Raw genomic sequence first — 21,672 nt, forward strand, 5'->3', positions numbered from 1 at the left:
GCGCGCCGGTCGCCGCGTCAGCCGAGCAGTTCCTTCTTTCGCAGGTGCACGACGTCGCGCAGCGGCGGTGCGCCGAACAGCCGGCTGTATTCGCGGCTGAACTGCGACGCGCTCTCGTAGCCGACGACGGCGGCCACCGACGCGACATCGCCGCCCTGCCGCAGCAACAGCCGCCGTGCCTCGTGCAGCCGCAACTGCTTCTGGTACTGCAGCGGGCTCAGCGTCGTCACGTGCTTGAAATGGTGGTGCAGCGACGACACGCTCATGTTGACCGCCTGCGCGAGCGACTCGACGCGCATCGGCTCCGCGTAGTGATCGCGGATCCATTCGATCGCGCGCGCGATCCGGTGCGTCTGGCTGCCCGCGATCGCCATGTGCCGCAGCCGCGTACCCTGCCCGCTCGTCATCAGCCGGTACAGCAGTTCCTTTTCGATCAGCGGCGCGACGACCGGAATGTCGGCCGGCGTATCGAGCAGCCGCACCAGCCGCAGCGCGGCGTCGAGCAGCGGCGGCGTCAGCTCGGCGAGCGCGATCCCCTCGCCTTCGGGGCCCGCGTCGGGCTCGGGCAGCCGCATCTCGGCCGCGAGCTCGACGATGCGCTGCGGATCGAGCGTCAGCGACAGGCACAGGTACGGCTCATCCGGCGATGCGCGCGTCACGCGCGACAGGATCGGCAAGTCGATCGACGTAATCAGGCAATTCTGCGTGTCGTATTCGTAAGCCTGACCGGCCACGATCACGCGCTTCGCGCCCTGCGCGGCGATCACGAGCGCGGCGCGCGACACGCCGCAGCCGAGATCGACCGGCCGCGTGTGCCGATGCAGCATCAGGCCCGGCACGGCGGTCGAATGAGAACCGTCCGCCGGTGCGAAACGGCCGATCAGCGACGCCAGCTCGCGCCGCCCGGATTCGCGCGACGCCGCGATATCGGTCATGTCCATGACGAATCCTCGATTGATTTCCCCATGTCGCGGGAGCATAGCGAAACGGCCGGCGCGATGCCCGGGATTTGCAGGATTGTTCAATAAATTTGCAGGATTGGGTAGACGCAAAAACCGGCTGCTCGCGCACACTGCCCGCTAACCGGGCGCATGCCGGGTTTTCCCCATGGAGACATACAAATATGCCTACCTCGTTTGTCCTCAACGGCAAGAACGTTACGCTCGACGCCGATCCGTCGATGCCCGTCCTCTGGGCGATTCGCGAACACGCGGGACTGACCGGCACGAAGTTCGGCTGCGGCATGGCGCAGTGCGGCGCGTGCACGGTGCATCTCGAAGGCCAGGCCGTCCGCTCGTGCGTGCTGCCGCTCGCCGGTATCGCAGGCAAGCACATCACGACGATCGAAGGCCTGCAAAGCAAGCCCGCGCAGGCCGTGCAGGCCGCATGGGTCAAGCTGCAGGTGCCGCAATGCGGCTATTGCCAGTCCGGCCAGATCATGTCGGCCACCGCGTTGCTCGAACAAAATCCGAAGCCGACCGACTCGGACATCGACGCCGCGATGAACGGCAACCTGTGCCGCTGTGCGACCTACGCCCGCATCCGGGCCGCGATCCACGACGCGGCCGCGACACTGGGAGCCTGACCATGACGATCGAACTCGACAACCCCGGTTCGGTGCGTCCGTCGCGCCGCACGTTCCTGAAGGCCGCGGGCGCCGCGGCCGCCGTCAGCCTGACCATCGGCTTCGAATGGGCCGGCCTCGGCCGCCGCGCGCTCGCCGCGGCCGCGCCCGCCACCGATTTCGCACCGAACGCGTTCCTGCGGATCACGCCCGACGGCACCGTCACGGTCATCGCGAAACACGTCGAATTGGGCCAGGGCGCGTACACGGGCATCGCGACGATCGTCGCCGAGGAACTCGACGCCAACTGGTCGAGCGTGCGCGTCGAAAGCGCGCCGGCCGATGCGAAGCGCTATGCGAACCTCGCGTTCGGCACGATGCAGGGCACGGGCGGCAGCTCGGCGATGGCGAACTCGTGGCAGCAACTGCGCGAAGCGGGCGGCAAGGCCCGCGCGATGCTCGTGTCGGCCGCCGCGGCCCGCTGGAAGGTGCCGGCCGGCGAACTGACGACGGCGGGTGGCGTCGTCACGCACGCGAAGAGCGGCAAGACGGCCGCATACGGCACGCTCGTCGCCGATGCGTCGAAGCTGCCCGTGCCGGACAAGGTCACGCTGAAGCAGCCGGCCGATTTCAAGCTGATCGGTCAGCGGATTCCGCGCGTCGACGCATCGGCGAAATCGGACGGCACCGCGCATTTCACGCTCGACACGACGTTCCCCGGCATGCGCGTCGCGCTGCTGCAGCGCCCGCCGCGCTTCGGCGCGACCGTGAAATCGTTCGACGCGACGGCCGCGAAGGCCGTGCCGGGCGTCGTGTCGGTCGTGCAGGTGCCGGGCGGTGTCGCGGTCGTCGCGAATGGCTTCTGGGCCGCGAAACAGGGCCGCGACGCGCTGAAGGTCGAATGGGACGAAGCGAACGCCGAGAAGCGCGGCTCGGACGAGATCATGCGCGAATACCGGCAGCTCGCCGACAAGCCGGGCACGTCGGCGCGCAAGGACGGCGATGCCGACGCGGCGATCGCGGGCGCGGCGCGTAAGATCAGCGCGACGTACGAATTCCCGTATCTCGCGCACGCGCCGATGGAGCCGCTCGACGCGGTCGTCAAGCTGACGGCCGGCAGTTGCGAGATCTGGGCCGGCGACCAGTTCCAGACGGTCGACCAGGCCAACGCGGCCAGGGTCGCGGGCCTGAAGCCCGAGCTGGTGCAGATCCACACGCTGTACGCGGGCGGCAGCTTCGGCCGGCGCGCGAATGCGTGGTCGGACTATGTGGTCGAGGCCGTGTCGATCGCGAAGGCACTCGGCGCGGACGGCAAGCCCGTCAAGCTGCAGTGGACGCGCGAGGACGACATCCAGGGCGGCTTCTACCGGCCGATGTACTTCCACAAGCTCGACGCGGGCCTGACCGCGGACGGCCGGCTGGTCGGCTGGCGCCACCGGATCGTCGGCCAGTCGATCCTCGCCGGCACGCCGTTCGAGGCGTTCATGGTCAAGAACGGCGTCGACGCGACGTCGGTCGAGGGCGCGGCGAACCTGCCGTACGCGGTGCCGAACGTGTCGGTCGAGCTCACCACCGCGAAAACGGGCGTGCCCGTGCTGTGGTGGCGCGTGGTCGGCAGCTCGCACACGGCCTATGCGGTCGAGGCGTTCATCGACGAAGCCGCGCACACCGCCGGCAAGGATCCGTACGCGTTCCGCCGCGACCTGCTCGCGAAGGAGCCGCGCATGCTTGCGGTGCTGGAGCTGGCCGCGCAGAAGGCCGGCTGGGATCCGGCCAAGCCGCTGCCGAAGGGCCGCGGGCGCGGGATCGCGGTCGCCGAGGCGTTCAAGAGCTATGTCGCGCAGGTGGCCGAGGTATCGGTCGACGCCGACGGCAAGGTGAAGGTCGAGCGCGTGGTGTGCGCGGTGGATTGCGGGACCGCGATCAATCCCGACATCGTCGCCGCGCAGATGGAAGGCGGCATCGGCTTCGGGCTCGGCGCGGCGCTGCACAGCGCGATCACGCTGAAGGACGGCCAGGTCGAACAGCGCAACTTCGACGGCTACAACGTGCTGCGGATGGCCGAGATGCCGAAGGTCGAGGTGCATATCGTGCCGTCGGCGGAAGCGCCGACCGGGGTCGGCGAGCCGGGCGTCGCGCCGATCGGGCCGGCGGTCGCCAATGCGATCTTCGCGGCGACGGGCAAGCGGCATTACGTGCTGCCGTTCGATTCGGCGGATAGCGCGAAGGCTTGATCGGGCTGAATGCCGGCCGCGGGATGGAAACGTCTCTCGGCCGGCATTTTTTTGTCGAAGCGTGTTCGATGCAGGGTTCGATGTCGGCAAAAAACACTCATAACCCATTGATTTTTATAGACCATTCATCAAACCATGCAGGGTTCGATGTCGGATTCGCCGTGCGGCGAAAACCATGTTCCGCCCGTCCCGAATCCCGTCTCCCCCACACGTTACGTCAGACGTAACGCCCGTAACGTCGCCCCGCGATGCTACGTAACAATCCTTCAATGCTGCTCCGACCCCTCCCGCACCCTCCCCGCGCCCCGCGTTAAAAATTCTTTTAAATTCAAGGTCTCCACGCCCCCCGCCCCGGCATCGCCGCACGCCGACGCCTGACGATCCATCCTGGCCCGGAAGTTGCAGTACATAACCCGCAAACACTCCTTCATGGACATGCGAGGGCCACCATGGATTGCAAATACCTGTACATCGACAACATAAAAATCAACTTCGTGCGCCGCACGATCGAAATCGACAACACAGTCGTTGACGTTACGCCGCGCGAATTCGACGTCGTCGAATTCCTGCTCGACAACATGAACAAGATCGTGCCGCGGCAGGCAATCCAGGAAGCCGTATGGGGCCGTGAACTCGGCGTGTCGTCGCGCACGCTCGATACCCATATCTCGCGGATCCGTTCGAAGCTGCAGCTCGAACACGACAAGAACCTGCGGATCATCCCGATCTATGCGGTCGGCTATCGCCTCGTGCTGTTCGGTGCGGCAATGACGCACGTCGAGCGCCACGACGCGGCGCCGATCCTGCGTGCCGCGCCGCAGGCCGCGATGGCCGCCGACTACGCATAACGATTCACCCGCGCGCCGCCCGCTTGCGGCGCGCCAGCAACACTCCCCCCACCGCGCTGGGCAGGTTCGCAGCGCTTCGCGTCCTGCCGGCCGGATGCGGCCCGCACGCCGCCCGGCCCGCCAGCCAGTCGCGCCCCGACCGCCGCCTCCGGGCGGCGGTTGCTTTTGGCCGACCGCCGCCGCGCACCACGCTTCGTCGCATTCCATCGCGCCGCGGCACGCTTCGTAGCGCCCCGCGCTCCCCGCCGCCGCGCGATGCACGCGACTACGGATTCCGGCGCGGCACGCGGCCATGGCCGTCCCTACAATCGACGCAGCAGCCGCGTGCCCGTCCGCGCCACCGGCCCCCTCACAACCCGCGAATCAACGCCGAATCCGCCCCGATCCCGCCGTGCCTGCGCAGTTCCTGACGAATGCCGACGCCGGCGACGCCGCGTACCGGGCCATGCCCGCCGTTTCCGCGCTGCCCGCCGCGGCGCCGGCCGCGGTCGCGCTCGACGCGTCGCCCTACCTGCCGCGCCTGTCCGCCGCCGCCGCGCGCGGGCTGTCGCACGCGTATTGCGCGACCGGCGCCGTCCCGGTCACGCTCGGCGAGCATGCGTACGAGGTGCGCTGGCGCGTCGACGCCGAGCCGGCCGCCGATGCGCACGCATACCGCTTCGTCGTCGGCCCGGCCACCGGCACGCTATGGATCGATCCGGTCGCGGAAACGGCATGGCTCGGCGATGCGGCCGACCCGGCCGTGCCGGCCGTGATCCGCGCGGCGCTGCTCGCCGACCTGTGCGCACCGCTCACGGCCGTGCTGCAGGCCGCGACGCGGCAGCGCGTGGAGCTGCTGCCGCCGCCCGCGAGCACGCCTGCCTGGCGCGCAGCGCCGGCCGCGCTGCGCTTCGAGCTGCGGCGCGCCGACGGCGCATGGCGCTGCCACGGCGCGCTGCTGTTCGACGCGCCCGATGCGCTGGCCGTGTTCTTCGCGGCCGCGCCGGCCGCGCTCGCCGACACGCGCGCGGCCTACGCGAACCTGCCCGTGCCGCTCGTGTTCGAGATCGGCCGCACCGAGCTGACGACGGCCGAACTGGCCGACGTCGTCGGTGGCGACATCATCGCGATCGAGCGCTGGCAGGCACACGAGCAGAACCTGCTGTGCGTCGCGCGGCTGCCGGCCGCGCCGGCATGGGAGATCACCGGACGGCCGTCGGGCAACCGGCTGACCGTCGAACGAATCAGGGAGATGCCTTTGGAACCGACCCGCACCGATACCGCGCCCGCAACGGCGCACGACGCGCCGCCCGCCGATGCGCCGCGCACGCTCGACGGCCTCGCGGTCGACCTGCGCTTCGAGCTGCCACCCACGTCGATGCCGCTCGGCGAGTTGAGCGCGCTGCAGCCGGGCGCCGTGATCGAGCTGCAGCAAGGGATCAACCAGAGCGTGATCCATCTGGTCGCGAACGGGATGCTGATCGGCACCGGCCACCTGATCGCGGTCGGCCAGAAACTCGGCGTGCGGGTCGTCACGCTGACGCAACCCGCGCCGCGCGAGTGCTGAGCGATGGGCAACCTGCCGAATCCGGTCGCGCTGATCGCGGTGATCGCCGCGCTCGGCATCGCGCCGTTCGCGGCGCTGATGGTGACGAGCTACACGAAGCTCGTGGTCGTGCTCGGCCTCCTGCGCTCCGCGCTCGGGATCCAGCAGGTGCCGCCGAACCTGGTGCTGAACGGCATCGCGCTGATCCTGTCGCTGTTCATCATGGCGCCCGTCGGGATGTCGATCCGCGATGCGCTGCAGGCGCGCCACTTCGACGCGTCGGGGCAGTTGTCGACCGCCGACGTCGGCGCGCTCGCCGATGCCGCGTTGCCGCCGATCAAGGATTTCCTCGTGTCGCACACGCGGCAGCGCGACCGCGAATTCTTCGTGCGCACCGCGACGTCGGTCTGGCCGAAGAACCGCGCGGACGGCATCAAGGACGACGACCTGCTCGTGCTGGTGCCGAGCTTCACGCTCGCCGAGCTGACGAAGGCGTTCCAGATCGGCTTCGTGATCTATATCGTGTTCATCGTCGTCGACCTGCTGGTCGCGAACATCCTGCTTGCGCTCGGGATGCAGATGATCTCGCCGACGACGATCTCGGTGCCGTTCAAGCTGCTGCTGTTCGTCGCGCTCGACGGCTGGTCGATGCTCGTGCACGGGCTCGTGCTGTCGTATCGCGTGGCGGGCGCGGGATGAACGCGCGCGGCCCGCGAACCGCCGCCGCGTGGCTGTGCGCGCTGGTCGGGCTGCTCGCGCTCGCATTCGCCGGAATGCAACCGCGCATCGCGCGCGCGGCCAGCGGCGCGGGCTTTGCGCAACTCGCACGCGCGTGTGCGCCGAACGTCGATCCCGACACGCTCGCCGCGCTGGTGCGCACCGAATCGGGCTTCAATCCGTATGCGATCGGCGTGGTCGGCGGCCACCTGGCGCGCCAGCCCGCGTCGCTCGACGAGGCGCGCGCGACCGCGCACGAACTGGCGTCGCGCGGCTTCAGCTACAGCGTCGGCCTCGCGCAGGTGAACGAACGAAATTTCGCGAAATACGGGCTCGACGAAGCGACGATGTTCGAGCCGTGCCGCAACCTGCAGGCCGGCGGCGCGATCCTGACCGAATGCTTCGCGCGCTCGTCGGGCACCAGCCGCGCCACACAGGCCGCATTGCGCGCGGCGCTGTCGTGCTACTACAGCGGCAACTTCACGACCGGCTTCTCGAGCGGCTACGTGAGCCGCGTTGTCGCAAGCGCGCAGCGCAATGCGCGCGAAGGCGGCATCGAACCGATTCCCGTCGTGAGCGACACGCCGCCGCCCGAGCGCCGTCGCCGCATGGAAGCCGCCGCCACCACGCCGCCCGAACGCGCGCGGCGGCTGGCGTCGCCCGCCGCGTCCGCCGATGCGCCTTCGTGTCATGCGCGCCCGGTCGTGATGATGTGCCGCGGGCTGCCGGCAAACCAGGCGAAGCGGCTGTGCGTGCGGTGTCTCGATCAGTGACGGCGCGTGGCCCGTTTTCAGGAGCGCGAACGTCGCCAGCGCGCCACGCGGCGCCCGGCCGCCATGTGGCCGCGCTCATCTCGTAGCGTGCGGCGCACGCGCGCGCCGGCCGTGCCGCGGCGCTACGAATCAGCGGCGATCCGGCCGCAACCCGTGTCCCTACACTCGTCGGATCGCGTCGTGGCGCGCACGGCGCCGTGCATTGCGCGCATCGCGCGATTCAACGGAGGCTGGCATGCTGTCGATCGACGGATTGGGAATGGGCGTCAACTGGCAGCGCTTCCTGTCGGACACGCTGAACCCGGTCGTCGCGCCGCCGCCCCCACCGCCTCCGCCGCCGAAGAAGGACGATCCGTCGGCCGGCCCCGCGAACCCGAGCGTGTCGCCGCCGATTCCCGTGACGGCCACGTCGTCCACGGACCCGTCGAAGCCGACCAACGCCGAGATTGCATCCGCGACGTCGCTGGTTCAGAGCATGGCCGCGCAGTACACGGCGCCGCCGCCCGACATCACGGTCGAGAACAAAAAGACGAGCGCGGTGCAGAAGGCGATCCAGGACGCGCAGACGCAATACGACAACGCATCGCAATCGCTGCAGGACGCGCAGAACGTGCTGCGCCTCACGAACCGCGATCCCGAATCGACGGCCGACGACCGCAAGGCCGCGCAGGACAACTATGCGAAGGCGCGCACCGCCGCCGACAGCGCGCAGCGCGACCTGAACGTGACGACCGACGCGGGCTACATGATCCTGTATGGCGAACAGGCGAACGCCGACATGCCGGCCGGGATGAAGATCGACGACTCCGGCAAGGTGACCGATCCGGGTGACGCGCAGCACGCCGCCGACCAGCAGTTCAAGACGCTGCTGGCCGCATTTCCCGATCATGCGAACGATCCGAACTGGGTGCCGCAGGCGAGCGACTGCAAGAATCCGCTGCAGATCCGGCTCTACGACGACTGGCAGACCGCCAGTGCGACGGCCGCCGTCGGTGCGTCGAAGTACTACGCCGACGTCGCGAACTCGAACCTCGCGTACACGCAGTTCCAGTCGTATCTCGCCGATCCGGACTACAAGGGCGCGCTCGACTCGGGCGTCGGCCGGTTGAACACCGCGCTCCAGCCGCTGGAGCTGGTGGTCACGATGCCCGACGCGCCGGCTTCGAAGGACGCCGCGCAGCAGGCGGTCACGACGGCCGCGAAGGACGCGAACTACGCGAATGCCGCGGTCGCCGCAGCGAACGACAGCCTGACGCTCACGAACGCGCAGCAGCAATACGATTCGGCCAGCGGCAAGGAAGGCCCGACGGTCGTCGTCCCGAACGCCGTGTCGGACGCGAAGACCGCGCTCGCCCGCGCGCAGACGGCCGCGAACACGAGCGGCGGCTATCTGCAGATGCTGTCCGCGCAGCAGCAGGTCGACACGCTGCAGGCCGATTACACGAAGAAGAAGCAGGCGTCCGACGACTGGCACAAGGCCAACCCGAATTCGATGCTGAAGGATCCGCAGGTCGACCTCGATCTCGGCGACGCGTACGCGAAACTGTCGCAGGCGCAGCAGCAGGCGAGCATCGCGCAGGACGGCTTCGTCGCCACCTACGGCGCGACGCTCGCGCAGCAGTACGACGACCAGGCGTCGCAGATCCAGGCGCAGGTGAACGCGCGCTCGGCGCTCGCGAAGCCGCCAGTCCAGCCGCCGTTCGTTGCGCCGTCGCTGTCGACCGCGAATGGCTTGCCGACCCTGCCCGTGCCGTCGCTGTCGACATCTGCGACCGCCGCACCCACCGGCACGCCGTCGCTGCCGACGCTGCCGACGTCATCGCCGTCGCCGTTTCCGGTGCCGCCGTCGTCGACCGCGAATGGCGGGTTGCCGCCGTCGCCTACCGATCAGCTCGTGCTGCCGCAAACGCCGGCCGTGCCGACGGGCCCGACGATGCTCGACGCGAAGCGCCTGCAGGTCGTCGCGGGCGCAATCCGCGCGGCCGACAGCCGGCTGTCGGATGCGGTCAACGAACGCGCGACCAACGCGGCGCTCTCGCAGGCGCGCATCCAGCAGACGGGGGCGAAAAGCACGCTCGCGTCGGTGCAGAAACAATACGACGACTGGGCGGCCGCGAATCCGCCGCCCGTGCGTTTCCGCCATGTCGCGGGCGACGACATGATCCCGGCGCCGTCGATGCCGCGCCCGAACCTGTATCAGGGCCAGCTCGACAACGCGAAGGCGGCCGTCACGCAAGCGGACAACGCGGTGCAGCGCCTGCAGTTGCTGAGCGAGACATCGCACCAGCAGGTGCTGATGGACCAGTTCGACGCGGGGCTCGACGAGCGGCTGCGCTACGCGGCGCCCGATTCGGACGCCGGGAACGACTACAAGAAGGCGCTGCACGACTTCTATGAGGCGCATCGCGGCGAGCTGTCGAACTCGCTGCTCGACGCGGCGAGCGCGAGCACGCAGAACGGCAACACGATCGCCTTCGGCAAGCTGACCGACAACGAGCAGCGCAACCTGATCGGCGTCGCGCTCGGGATGCAGCCCGACGTGCAGAACAATGCAACGACGAGCGACGGTTCGGATCCCGTATCGCCCACGAGCGACGACGTCGCGCGCTTCACCGACAAGGACAAGCTGTCGACGATCAACACCGTGCGCGACAAGCTGCTGAAGATCGGCGGCGGCGCGAACGCGCAGGTCAGCGTCCTGCCGATGGTGTATGCGGCGAAGGACGCCGGCATGACGACCAGCGCGATCTTCAAGGTCACCGGCAAGGACGGCACGCAATACGTCGACGAGACGGGCAGCAACTACAACGACATCAACGATTACATCAACAACAACGAGCTGTCGTCGGACGGCACCGTCGACATCGCGACCGGCCATAACGCGGACGGCACGCTGCAGCTCGTGTCGAAGGCCGCGCATCACGAAAGCGGTTTCGACACCTTCCTCGGCAAGCTGACCAGCACCGGGCTGAACATCGGGATGATGGTCGGCGGGATGGCGCTCGAAGGCATCGGCGGGCTGCTCGACGGCACCGTTGTCGGCGCGGTCATCGGCGTACCGCTGAATGTGCTCGGCGCGGGGATGATGTACACCGCGATCGGCGCGTCGATGACGAGCGCCGGGCTCGACATCGCGACGCGCATGGAACACGGCCGCAGCATCAACCCGTTCACCGACGCGGGTGCGCGCGGCGACTTCATCAATCTCGTGCCGATGGGCGCGGCGGGCGCCGCGAAGCTCGCCGGCAGCAAGCTGTTCACGCGCGCGGTGACGGCGCTCACGCGCACGCCGAAAGTCGCGGCGCTGCTCAACACGGGCGCGAAGGCGACCGCGATCGTGACCGGCGTCGGCGGCGCGGTCGAGGCGTTCGGCGAAGCCGGGGTCGACTATTTCACGGGCAACAGGAAAGCGGCCGGCGAGGCACTCAAGTCCGGGCTCACCAACGTCGCGCTGATGGCCGCGGGCGGCCTGAAGGAGCGCGCGGTCACGTCGCAGCGTATCCGCTCGGGCCGGCCGGTGCCGATCCGCACGACCGGCGGCGACACCGTCACCGTCGACAGCAAGATGCTCGGCCAGATCCTGAACAAGGGCGACGCGTCGTCGCTCGCGTACGGCCGCACCCGCGCGACGCTCGACGGCGAAGCCGTGAAGGTCTTGCCGGACGGCAGGCTGATGGTCGGCGACAAGCTCCTGACCTACGACAACAAGCCGATCCGTGTACTCGACCGGGCATCGAGCAAGCGGATGCCGCCCGGCGAGTCGGTGGTGCTCGGCGAAGACGGCACGCTGTCCGTCGTGTCGGCATCGCCGAAGGAATGGACCAACGGCACGCGCGTCAATGACGTGAAGGGTACCGGCGAGCGACTGTCGTTCGGCCCGGACGGCGAGATGAGCACGACGTCGAACGTCGTCGCGAAGACAGAGCTCGATCTCCTGGATCACGCGATCGCGCAAGCGCGCGAAGCGAACCGGCCGGCGAACGCCACCGCGGAGCAGGCGCCGCGCAGCCTCGCGCAAACGGCCGCCGACGGCGAAACGGCGAGCACCGCGACCAACGCCCGCAGCACGCAGCGCACGAGCCAGGAACGCGCGCGCGTCGATCAGCAGCACGACGAAGCCGAAGTGGGCCGCACGGCGGCTGCGCGCAGCGACCGGCGCAGCGCGGAGGCACAGGCACTGCGCGCACGACCCGTCGACATCGAGGAGCCGGCCGGCCCCGGCACGCGCACGACAACGACAGCGGACGGCACGCCGCCACGCGTCACTGCGAAGGTCATCGACCTGACGGACGAGGCGCCCGCCACGCGGCCGGCCACCTCCGACCCGGCCGGCATCGCGGTGCCGCGCGGGCCGAGCGCCGAACCGATGGAGGTCGGCGACCGCACGGTCTATGTCGTGCGCAACGGCGCGACACCGGACGCGCCCGGCGCGCGGCCGGCCGCGCTGCGCCCGCAGGACCTCGACGAGCCCGTGATCGTCGTGGCCGGCGAGCACGACGCGGCGCTTGCGCCCGAACTCGCGAACCGCTGGCAAAAACCCGTCTACGCGGCGGCGCCCGACGCGTTCGGCGCCGACGGCCAGCTGCGCGCGGACGCACGCGTGCTGCGCTTCGATCCCGCGCCGGAAGCCGCGCCGGAAACCGCGGCCGCCGAAGCCGGCTTGCCGGGCGCCGCAGCCGAGGAAACGCCGCCGGCGGCCCCCCGCCCGGCTGCCGCCGACGACACGGTGATCGTGCTCGCCGGCAAGCGCGGCCCGAACGAACCGGCGATGCCGCGCCCCGCCGCGACGGCCGAACCCGTCAGCGCGCTCGACGGCGTATTCAGCATGCCGAACCGCGTGCTCGTGCTCGTCAAGCCGGAGCGCCCCGCCACCGCCGAACGCGCGGCGGAGCGCGACACGGGCACCGACAAGGCCGCCGGCAACGCGGCCGGCGAAACCGCCGACGGCACGAATACGCGCAGGAACGGCGCCGGCGACCGGCCGGCCGCCGCGAACGACGACACCGGGCTCGCGGCCGCCCATCCGGAGACGACGGAAACCCCGCCGCCCGATCATGCCGCGTCGAACCCCGGCTGGATCACGCGGATGCAGATGCGCTTCGGCGGCGCGGCGCTGCCCGAAGCCGCACAGGCGCTCGCCATGCAGTCGGGCACGCTTGCGACGCAGTTGCGCATGCTGCAGGACGCCGGCTGGCGCGTGACGCTCGGCAAGCGCGGCGGCGGCAGCCGCATCGATCCGCGCAAGCGCCGCGTGACGATCGACGGCAGCCTCCAGCATCCGGGCAGCATCGCGTACACGCTCGCGCACGAAGCGCGGCATGCGGTCGAGGCGATGGCCGGCGTGCTGAATCTCGACTACGGCAACCGCAACCGTTTCACGCGCAAGGCGCTCGAAGCCGAGGCGCGCGCACAGATCAACGCGTTCGAGGCACGCTACGAGATCCAGCTCGCGGGCGGCGGCGATATCGCCGCGCACGTGCGGCTGCCCGATGCGATCGAGCACGAAGGCAACGCGTGGCGCGCGCCGTCGCACGACTATGCGGGCACGGTCGGCCGGCTCGTCGACGCATTCGCCGACGCTCCCGTATCGGGCCGCGACGGCGAGACTTACCGCGACTTCTATCACGACGTGTGGGCGCGCCAGAAACGGCGCGGCGGCGTTCCGCGCCGGATGCCGGCGCCGCAGACACGCGAGGCAGGCGACGCACCGCGCGGCGCGCGCAGCTTCGACGAACGCGTCGCGTGGAGCCGCGCGCACGCCGATTACGCGTCGCCGTACGGCGCGGGCGAGCGTCCCGATGCGGCTGAACTTGCCGCCGGCCGCGTGCGGCACTTCACGGTCGACGAGGATCGCCGCGTGATCGTCCTGCACGCCGACACGCTCGCGGACGGCACGCTGCTGGCCGACGGGCAGCCGGTCGGCGCGCACGAATACGTGCTCGACATGGCGCCGTCGTTCGTGATGCGCCACGGTTACTCGATCGTGCTGTCGGCCCGGCACGGCGGCGAGGAACACGCCGCGCGGCTCGCGAACCTGTGGCAACGCCCCGTGTACGCCGCGCCGCCGCATGCGGTCGGTGCGCATGGCGCGCTGCTCGACACCGGCGTCTTCCGCCGTCTGGATCCGGCGCCGGCCGCACCCCACGACCTGGGACCGTTGAAAGGCGACCCGCTCGGCGTCTATACGAACGGCGACCGCGCCGCGCGCGTCGATATCCCGCGCGAACTGGGCGAGCTGCTCGGCTCCGGCGGCGAAAAGACCGTGTTCGCGCTCGGCGACGACGCCGCGCTCGGCGTGTACGACCGCAACGCGCACCAACCCACGTCCGGCCACGTACGCGCGGCCGTCGAGGAACGGATCGCGCTCGACGACCTGCGTTCGTACGGACTGGAGGCGGTCACGATGAACGGGCCGTTCTCGGCGTTCGGCCGCGTCGGCGTGCTGTACCGTCCGCTCGGCGTGCTCCATACGCACACGATGCGCGATACCGGCGCGCTGCCCCGCGTCGTCACGCGTGCGGCGCTCGAACACGTGCAACGGATTCGTGAAGTCGTCGAACGCGAAGGCCTCGCATTCGACCTGCAGGGCATCTTCACGCGCAAAGGCGATTTCCTGCTGAGCGACCCCGGCGAAATCTCGCGCAACCCGGGCTCGCCCCGATCGATCGAACACCTGGAGACGCTCGCCAAGCTCGCCGAGATCGAACGGGCGCTCGCGAACGGCCTCGAACATGGCGACATCGAACTCGCGCATCCGGCGATCGCCGAGACGCTGCCGCCCGACGCGTTCGTGCAGAAGCCGTCCGTCATCACGCGAATCCGCATGTGGTTCGGCGGTGCGCCGCTGTCGAAGGAAGCCCTGGCGCTCGTCGATCGGTCGACGCTGTTGAGCGGACAGATCGCGCTCGCGCGCGAAGCCGGCTGGAAGGTCGTGGTCGGCCGACCCGGGCGCGGCAGCCGTGTCGATACCGCAAAGCAGCGCATCGTGCTCGACGGGCGGCTGCGCGGCACGGGCACGCTCGTGTATGCGCTCGCGCACGAAGCCCGGCACGCGGTCGAGACGATCACCGGACGGCTCGCGCTCGATCACGCGTCGACCGATGCGCTGACCGACAGCGCGCTGATGGCCGAGGCGCGTGCGCAGGCGAACGCGTTCGCGGTGCGCCGCGAGCTCATCGACGACGCGGGCATCGACATCGCAAAGGACGCACACCTGCCCGAGGCGATCGCACGCGAAGCCGACCACGTGATGCCCGGCGACGAAGCGGGCCTGCGCCGGCTCGCGGCCGCGTTCGGCGACGCCGCGCCGTCGGTGCCGGGCCACGCGACCTATCGGGACTACTATGCAAGCCAGGCCGCCGACATGCACGCGAACGGCGTGCCGCGCGAAATGCCGGCGCCTGCGCCGCAACCGACGTCGAACGCACCGGTGCCCGCCAGCCCGGCCAGTCCCGCGATACCGGGCGCCGAGCAGGCGCAGCACGCGCTCGATCACCTCGCCGCGCACGGCAAGCGTGACCTGATCCGCGTCGACGGCGCGCAATTGCGCGATCACCAGCAGATGCGGGACGCGTTCGGCAAGAACGTGCATGTGCTGATCGCCAGGCACGCGGATCGCCCGGCCGACCGGTTCGATGCGCCGCATCCGCAGCCGGAGTTCGTCGCGAGCATGCGGGCCGACGACCAGGGCGCGTTCGTCGACCGGGCCGGGAACGATCCGGCCGATCCGCATGCGCCGATGCCGCAGGAGGTCCATCGCGCGCTGAAGAGCGGGGCCATCGACGAACGCGCGGCGTTCGATTTCTACGTATCGCCGGTGCCGCTTGCCGAACTGCTCGATTTTGGCGGCGCGGCGCGCATCGAGGCAGGCAGCGACGGCCGCGTCTGGGAAGCCGAACCGTCCGCGACGGGCCCCGGCGCGGACGTCGTCGCCAACGCGCAGTCGCTTGCCGACGCGCCGCGTTTCCGTCGGCCGAAACAGGCCGAAAAAGCCGCGCGCACGCACACCGGCGGCACCACCACGCTCTATGCGATCGAGCACAAGACCGGCAAGGTGCTCGGCTACGCGACCCGCGACGCCGCGCACCAGTGGACCTACCATGAATCGACGTCGCTCGGCGACGCGACGATCGAGCCGCGCAATCTCGGCGACGCGTTTCGTCGCCGCGCGCGTTCGCTGTCCAGCGGGCGGCGCGGCGTCCGGTTCGTCGTGTCCGACATCCCGCACGACGTGGTCGAAGGCTATGGCGGCTTCGCACCGGCCGAATTGCGCCGCGCGCTTGGCGACGAGAAGAAGCCGATCCCGAAGCCGGGCCCCTACGTGCAGCGCGGACTCGCGAAGTTCAGCCCCGCGGTGCGGCGCAAGACCCGCGAAATCGCGCAGGCACCCTCCCCGTCGCGCATGCCGAACCTGCTGCCGGAGAACGGCGACGCGGTGGTCGGCTTCAACGGCACGCACGCACCGCGCCTGATGCGCGCGCTCGAAATGGGCGACATCCCCGACGGGCACTACGTGTATGTGTATCGGCACGAAGGGCCGGTCACCGACGCGCTGCAAGGCTCGCCCGCCGGCATCATCGAAGTGGCCAACGGCAAGGCCCTGTGGTACGACGAAGCGAATCAGCTCGGCAACGCCGACAACGGCCGGCCGCTCGACCAGACGAAGATCGGCGGCGGCCCGTATGGTGCGGACCAGCACTTCCTGCTTTCCACGCTCGCGCCCGACGCCTTCGCGCCGCGTGCGGCCGCCACGCGAGAGGCCGCGCAGCCGGCTCCGGCCGCCGCACCGCAAGGCACGAAGCCCGCAAAGGCGCCGCGCGTCAAGGGCAAGGGCAAAAAAAACCGGCAGAAGGCCGCCAAGGCGGCGAACCAGCCAGCCGTGCCGGCCGCGAAGCCGCTCGCGCTCGCGCCGTTCCAGCCGGGCCTGTCGTCCGGCACGATCATCGAAACGGTCACGCGCTACGGAAAGGCGAAGGCCGCCGATTTCGCGTCGACCGTCGAGCACCTCAAGGCCTACGCGGGGCGCAAGGGGCAACCCGACGCGGGTGGGCTGAGGCTCGGCGACGAACCGCAGACGATCATGGCCGATGCGCCGATGTGGAAATCGATCTTCACGACGCTGGGCATGTGGCGCGAGCCGTCGAGCCTCAATCCGCGCGGCGTGCTCGCGCATCCGGAAGGCAGCCGCTACCTGCCGGTGCGCGTGGCGCAACGTCTTGCGAAGCGCACCAACATCGCGCGCGTCGCCGACCGGAAGATGATCAAGGCGTTCCTCAAACTGCCCGCCGAGATCCGCGACCGCCTCGCGCCGATGTCGCGCTCGTTCTCGCTGCGCGACGATCCGGAGCGGATGGTGCGCTACATCAAGCGGTTCGGCGGCGCGATGCCGGCCGTCACGATCGCGGTCGACCCGTATACGCTTGCGGCCGCGGGCGGCGGCAAGCAGGACCCGGGGTTCATTCAGCGCGCGAACGATTTCGGTTCGCCGAAAGATGCCCGCTTCGACGAGAACACCGCGACGATCACGCGCACGAACCCGGACGGCACGCAGCACACGCTCGAGCTCGACGATCTCGCGCACCTGCACAAGTGGCTCGATGCGGCATCGAAATACGGTTTCCTGCTGCGGCTCGAAACTGCGCCGTCACGCCCGCTCGTATCGCTCGAGGACGGTCATGCGATGGCCGGCACCAACAACAGCTACTCGGAAATCCGGCGCGTGGGCGAATCCATCGAATCGTGGATGCGCGACCACGCCGGCGAGCCGACACCGCTCGTGATGCTGACCTTCCACGGCTGGGACGCGGTGCTCGAACCGGTCCCGGGCGAAGGGCACGTGAAGCTGCTGGAAGCCATCCTCGATCGCGAACCGCTCGCCGGGATCCATGTCGGCCTGTCGTGGGGCACGCACGGCGCCGATTTCGTCGCGAATCCCGACCTCACGCGCGCGCTGGCGGCGAAGATCGTCGACTACGCGCTCGACGCGCGCGACAATCCCGGTGCCCCCAGCAAGCTCGCCCGGCTGCACGGCGGCGACGCGCTCACCCGCGTCTACGATCCGCTGGGCACCGACACGTTCGCGAACCAGCAGCAGATCCTGTTCGCCGAAATCGCGCGCATCGGCAACGCGAAAGGCCTGTCGGACGCGCAGATCGCGAAGCTGCGCGGCGACCTGTACGAAGGCAACACGTCGGCGCTGCTGAATCAGGCGCGCCGCGCGACGATCGACGCCGTGGAGAAAGGGTGGGACAACCCGGACAATCCGCCTTCGGGCAAGACCGAGAAGCGCGCACGCATCGCCAGCCTGGAATGGCTCGGCCGCGTCGGCGGCGGCGTGCCCAAGCGGCCGTCCGTCGCGCCGTGGAATGCCTCCGACAGCCATACGTACTGGCAGTCGGTCATCAGCCAGAAAGCGCTGCAGAACGACGGATCCCATCCGATCGGCGCGAATCGCAAGGCGGTCGCGCAACCGGAAGAGACCGGCGCGCCCACGATGGACCCGGCATCCGCGCAACTGAAGGCGTTGCGCGTGCACCGGCCGTCGTCCCGACCGCTCGACTTCGTGAAATCGATCACGTCCACCGCGATCGTCGCGGGCGCGAGTTCGCTCGTCTTCATCGATACGTTCGGAACGCACTGGCTGGACAAGACCGCAATGAACAACGCGACGTCGTCGTTCCTCCTCGCGTCGCGTCTCGGGCGTGTGTTCCAGGTCATGCATCAGGGCGCGATCCGCAGCCTGCAGTCCGGCAACCCGGATGCCGCGCAGGCCGTGCTCACGCGCCTCGAGGTGACGCTCACGAAACAGCTCCGGGCCGGCGCGCACGAGTATGGCGAGCACCGGCTGACCCAGCTCCAGGCGGCATCGAACGAAGCCCGTGCGATGGCCGCGCAGTACGTCGCGCTGCACCAGCTCGGGTTGATGACCTTCGAGGACGCCACAGCCAATATCAAGGCGCTCGGCGCCGACGTGCTGTCGCAGATGCAGGGGGTGGTCGGCGGGACGTCGCTGCAGCAGCTGCATTCGGGCAATCCGCGCCGGCTGTTCGGGATCGCGGGACGGGCGGGCGTCACGGTCGCGTCGGCCGCGACGTTCGCGAGCGGCCTCGGCAAGGTGCTCGACGCGAAAGGCCTGTTCGACCTCGTCGCCGGGTCCGCCGGCATTGCCAGCGGCGTGCTGGGCACCGCCTACGCGGGGCTCTCCTATGCGATCAGCGCGCATCGCGTGAACCCGGACAAGCGCAGCCGCACAGTGCGCCTGTTCGATTCGGCGGGCGACTTCGCGTCGGTCGCGCTCGGCGGACTCTCCACCGCGTCCCAATGGGGGCAAGGCGAATACGATCTCGCGATCGCAACCGGCACGTCGGCCGCGCTGCTGCTCGCCGGGCGGATCAACACGCACTACCCGAACGCGATGCCGTTCGTCAAGAAGATCCCGACCGCGCTGGTCATCGTTCCGGTCGCCGCGTTCGGCTACAAGTTCATCATCGGCATCGGTCTCGCACCGATGATCGGCGGCGTGTTCAACTGGGTATTCGGTTCGTCCGGGCCGTCGTCGGGCAATACGCCGTCACAGTCGAATCTCGCGCCGGGTGCATCGCCGAGCGCGTCGCCGAGCGCGTCGCCGAGCGCATCGCCGTCCGCCACGGCGTCGCCGCCGGCAAGCACGACGCCCACGCAGCCTCAACCGTCGCAGGGCACGCCGTCGAGCACGCCGTCGAATTCGCCGCAGCCCTACATCGTCGTCGCCGGCGATTCGCTCTGGGTGATCGCGGACCAGCATCGCCAGTCGCTGCTCGACGCCGCGCACGTGTCGCGCGCCGACCAGCAGGCGATGACGCGCGGCGAGCAGGATGCGCGCGCGCTGAACGAGATCCTGCAGCTCAATCCGGCGGCCGCCGGCGATCCGGGCCGCATCGCGATCGGCACGCCGCTGAACGTCGGCTGACGTTCAGCCCGGCGGCCGGAAAGAGCAAACCCCGACCGCGCAGCACGCCGCGTCACCCGGCGCGCTGCGCCTCCAGCCACGCCTGGAACATCAGCACCGTCCACAACTGATGCTGCCAGTTCATCCGCCCCGTCTGGTGCTGCCGCCACAGGCGCTCGACCGCGGCCGCATCGAAGAAACCCTCTTCGCGCAATCGCGACGGCCGCAGCAATGCCTCGGCCCAGTCGCGCAGCGCGCCGCGCAGCCAGTGATCGACGGGCGCGCAGAAGCCCTGCTTCGGCCGGTCGATCAGCGCCGACGGCACGTACTGGTCGAGCAGCCGGCGCAGCAGCGCCTTCGACTGCCCTTCCGGCAAGCGCACCGACGCCGGCACGCGCCACGCGAATTCGACGACGTGATGGTCGAGGAACGGCATGCGCGTCTCGAGGCTCACGGCCATCGCCGCGCGGTCGACCTTCGCGAGAATGTCGGTCGGCAAATACGTGAGCGTATCGATTGCCATCGCCTGCTCGGCAAAGCTCAGGTGCGCGGGCCACGCGGACGCCGTGTCGAGCGGCGTCGGCGGCTCCTGCCCCGACAGCGCGATGCGCTCGGGATGATGCACCGACGACATCAGCAGCCGGTACAGCCCGATGCGGCTCTCCGCCGTCATCACATGGCCGAGCTTGTGCAGGCGGTCGCCGATGCGCGACGCCGATTCGCGCGCCTCCACGCCGCCCCACGCGCCCTGCGCGACGGCCGCGAGCTGGTCCGCGTGATCGGGTCGCAGCGCATGCAGCGCGGCGGCGATCCGCGCGCGCACGGCGGCCGGCACGCGATGCAGCTTGCGCCACAGGCGCGGCGTCAGGAAATAGCGCGTGTAGCCGCCGAACAACTCGTCGCCGCCGTCGCCGGACAGGCTTACCTTCACATGCCGGCGCGTCAGCTCCGACACGAGGAAGGTCGGGATCTGCGAGGCATCGGCGAACGGCTCGTCGTAGATCGACGGCAGCTTCGGCACGACGCCGAGCGCATGGTCGGCCGTCACGTAGAGTTCGGTATGCCGCGTGCCGAGATGGCGCGCGACGGCCTTCGCATATCCGGCTTCGTCGTAGCCGGCTTCATGGAAGCCGATCGTAAACGTGTCGACCGGCGTCGCCGATTGCGCCTGCATCAGCGCGACGATCGCCGACGAATCGACGCCGCCCGACAGGAACGCGCCGAGCGGCACGTCGGCTTCCATCTGCCGCGCGACGGCCTGGCGCAGGATCGCGTCGAGCTGGCCGACGGCCTCGTCGGCATTGCCCTCGAACGGCTGCTCGCGGCCGCTCTCGATCGCCTGTTCGAGCGTCCAGTACGCGCGCACGCGCGGCGTGTCGCGCGCATGCTCGAACTGGATATACGTGCCGGGCGGCAGCTTGCGGATGCCGCGATAGATCGTGTACGGCGCGGGCACGCTCGACTGGCGCAGGTACAGGCACAGCGCGTCGCGGTCGACCGTGCCGTCGAAGCCCGGATAGCCGCGCAGCGCCTTGAGCTCCGACGCGAACACGAGCGCGTCGCCGATCCGGCCGTAGTAGAGCGGCTTCTCGCCGATCCGGTCGCGCGCGAGCGTCAGCACCCGCGACTCGCGATTCCACAGCGCGAACGCGAACATGCCGGTCGCGCGCCGCAGCGTCGCCTCGACACCCCACGCGACGATCGCCGCGATCAGCACCTCGCTGTCGGAGTGGCCGCGCCACGCCGGTGCGCGCCCCGCGCGCTCGAGCTCCGCGCGCAGTTCGCGATGGTTGTAGATTTCGCCGTTGAAGACCATGACGTAGCGGCCGCACGCGGATGCCATCGGCTGTCGGCCATGCACCGACAGGTCGACGATCGCCAGCCGCCGGTGGCCGAGCGCGATGCCGGCTTCCGGATCGACCCAGATGCCCTGCCCGTCCGGCCCCCGATGCGCGAGGCTCGCCGTCATTCGCGCGAGCGTGCCGCGCGCAGTCTCCTCATCGATGGCGACGGTATTCAGAAAGCCGTCGATTCCACACATTTGATTTGTTCGCCCCTGTTGACCTGTTCCGTCACGCATGGCGC

Annotated in this window: 9 protein-coding genes; 7 read left to right on the plus strand and 2 right to left on the minus strand. The window is 69.9% G+C overall.

Annotation, left to right across the window (positions count from 1 at the left end):
- Window positions 1-17: 17 nt before the first annotated feature.
- Entirely contained in the window at window positions 18-941 is a 924-nt protein-coding gene (locus LXM88_RS25755; protein WP_262545377.1) for an AraC family transcriptional regulator, read from the minus strand.
- A 182-nt stretch (window positions 942-1,123) separates the two neighbouring features.
- Between LXM88_RS25755 and LXM88_RS25760 the strand changes: the two genes are divergently transcribed.
- From LXM88_RS25760 to LXM88_RS25790, 7 genes are all read left to right on the plus strand, one after another.
- On the plus strand, window positions 1,124-1,585 hold the full coding sequence (locus LXM88_RS25760) for a (2Fe-2S)-binding protein (RefSeq protein ID WP_122947639.1): 462 nt from the start codon (window positions 1,124-1,126) through the stop codon (window positions 1,583-1,585).
- A gap of 2 nt (window positions 1,586-1,587) precedes the next feature.
- Window positions 1,588-3,798, plus strand: coding sequence for a xanthine dehydrogenase family protein molybdopterin-binding subunit (locus LXM88_RS25765; protein WP_262545378.1), 2,211 nt, complete (start codon window positions 1,588-1,590; stop codon window positions 3,796-3,798).
- 449 nt (window positions 3,799-4,247) lie between these two features.
- Window positions 4,248-4,646: a winged helix-turn-helix domain-containing protein gene (locus LXM88_RS25770; protein ID WP_262545379.1), complete on the plus strand. Its 399-nt coding sequence runs from the start codon at window positions 4,248-4,250 to the stop codon at window positions 4,644-4,646.
- Window positions 4,647-5,037: 391 nt separating this feature from the next.
- Window positions 5,038-6,192, plus strand: coding sequence for a type III secretion system cytoplasmic ring protein SctQ (sctQ, locus tag LXM88_RS25775; RefSeq protein ID WP_262545380.1), 1,155 nt, complete (start codon window positions 5,038-5,040; stop codon window positions 6,190-6,192).
- A 3-nt stretch (window positions 6,193-6,195) separates the two neighbouring features.
- Complete coding sequence (gene sctR / locus LXM88_RS25780; RefSeq protein WP_262545381.1) at window positions 6,196-6,870, plus strand: type III secretion system export apparatus subunit SctR; 675 nt, start codon at window positions 6,196-6,198, stop codon at window positions 6,868-6,870.
- A complete protein-coding gene (locus LXM88_RS25785) occupies window positions 6,867-7,661 on the plus strand; it encodes a lytic transglycosylase domain-containing protein (RefSeq protein WP_262545382.1) in 795 nt (264 codons plus the stop codon). The genes sctR and LXM88_RS25785 overlap by 4 nt, the downstream gene beginning before the upstream one ends.
- A 235-nt stretch (window positions 7,662-7,896) precedes the next feature.
- Entirely contained in the window at window positions 7,897-19,608 is an 11,712-nt protein-coding gene (locus LXM88_RS25790; RefSeq protein WP_262545383.1) for an LWXIA domain-containing protein, read from the plus strand.
- Window positions 19,609-19,660: 52 nt separating this feature from the next.
- On the opposite strand, the gene asnB is transcribed toward LXM88_RS25790, so the two are convergent.
- A complete protein-coding gene (gene asnB, locus LXM88_RS25795) occupies window positions 19,661-21,628 on the minus strand; it encodes an asparagine synthase (glutamine-hydrolyzing) (RefSeq protein ID WP_262545384.1) in 1,968 nt (655 codons plus the stop codon).
- Window positions 21,629-21,672: the final 44 nt, after the last annotated feature.

It is taken from the genome of Burkholderia sp. S-53 (assembly GCF_025560745.1).
GTDB classification, from domain to species: Bacteria; Pseudomonadota; Gammaproteobacteria; order Burkholderiales; family Burkholderiaceae; genus Burkholderia; species Burkholderia pyrrocinia.

Bases quoted from the DNA above. Each gene is read 5' to 3' on its own strand.
- LXM88_RS25765 (WP_262545378.1), top strand. From the start codon at position 1,588: ATGACGATCGAACTCGACAACCCCGGTTCGGTGCGTCCGTCGCGCCGC.
- asnB (WP_262545384.1), bottom strand. From the start codon at position 21,628: ATGTGTGGAATCGACGGCTTTCTGAATACCGTCGCCATCGATGAGGAG.
- LXM88_RS25790 (WP_262545383.1), top strand. From the start codon at position 7,897: ATGCTGTCGATCGACGGATTGGGAATGGGCGTCAACTGGCAGCGCTTC.
- LXM88_RS25770 (WP_262545379.1), top strand. From the start codon at position 4,248: ATGGATTGCAAATACCTGTACATCGACAACATAAAAATCAACTTCGTG.
- LXM88_RS25755 (WP_262545377.1), bottom strand. From the start codon at position 941: ATGGACATGACCGATATCGCGGCGTCGCGCGAATCCGGGCGGCGCGAG.
- LXM88_RS25785 (WP_262545382.1), top strand. From the start codon at position 6,867: ATGAACGCGCGCGGCCCGCGAACCGCCGCCGCGTGGCTGTGCGCGCTG.
- sctR (WP_262545381.1), top strand. From the start codon at position 6,196: ATGGGCAACCTGCCGAATCCGGTCGCGCTGATCGCGGTGATCGCCGCG.
- LXM88_RS25760 (WP_122947639.1), top strand. From the start codon at position 1,124: ATGCCTACCTCGTTTGTCCTCAACGGCAAGAACGTTACGCTCGACGCC.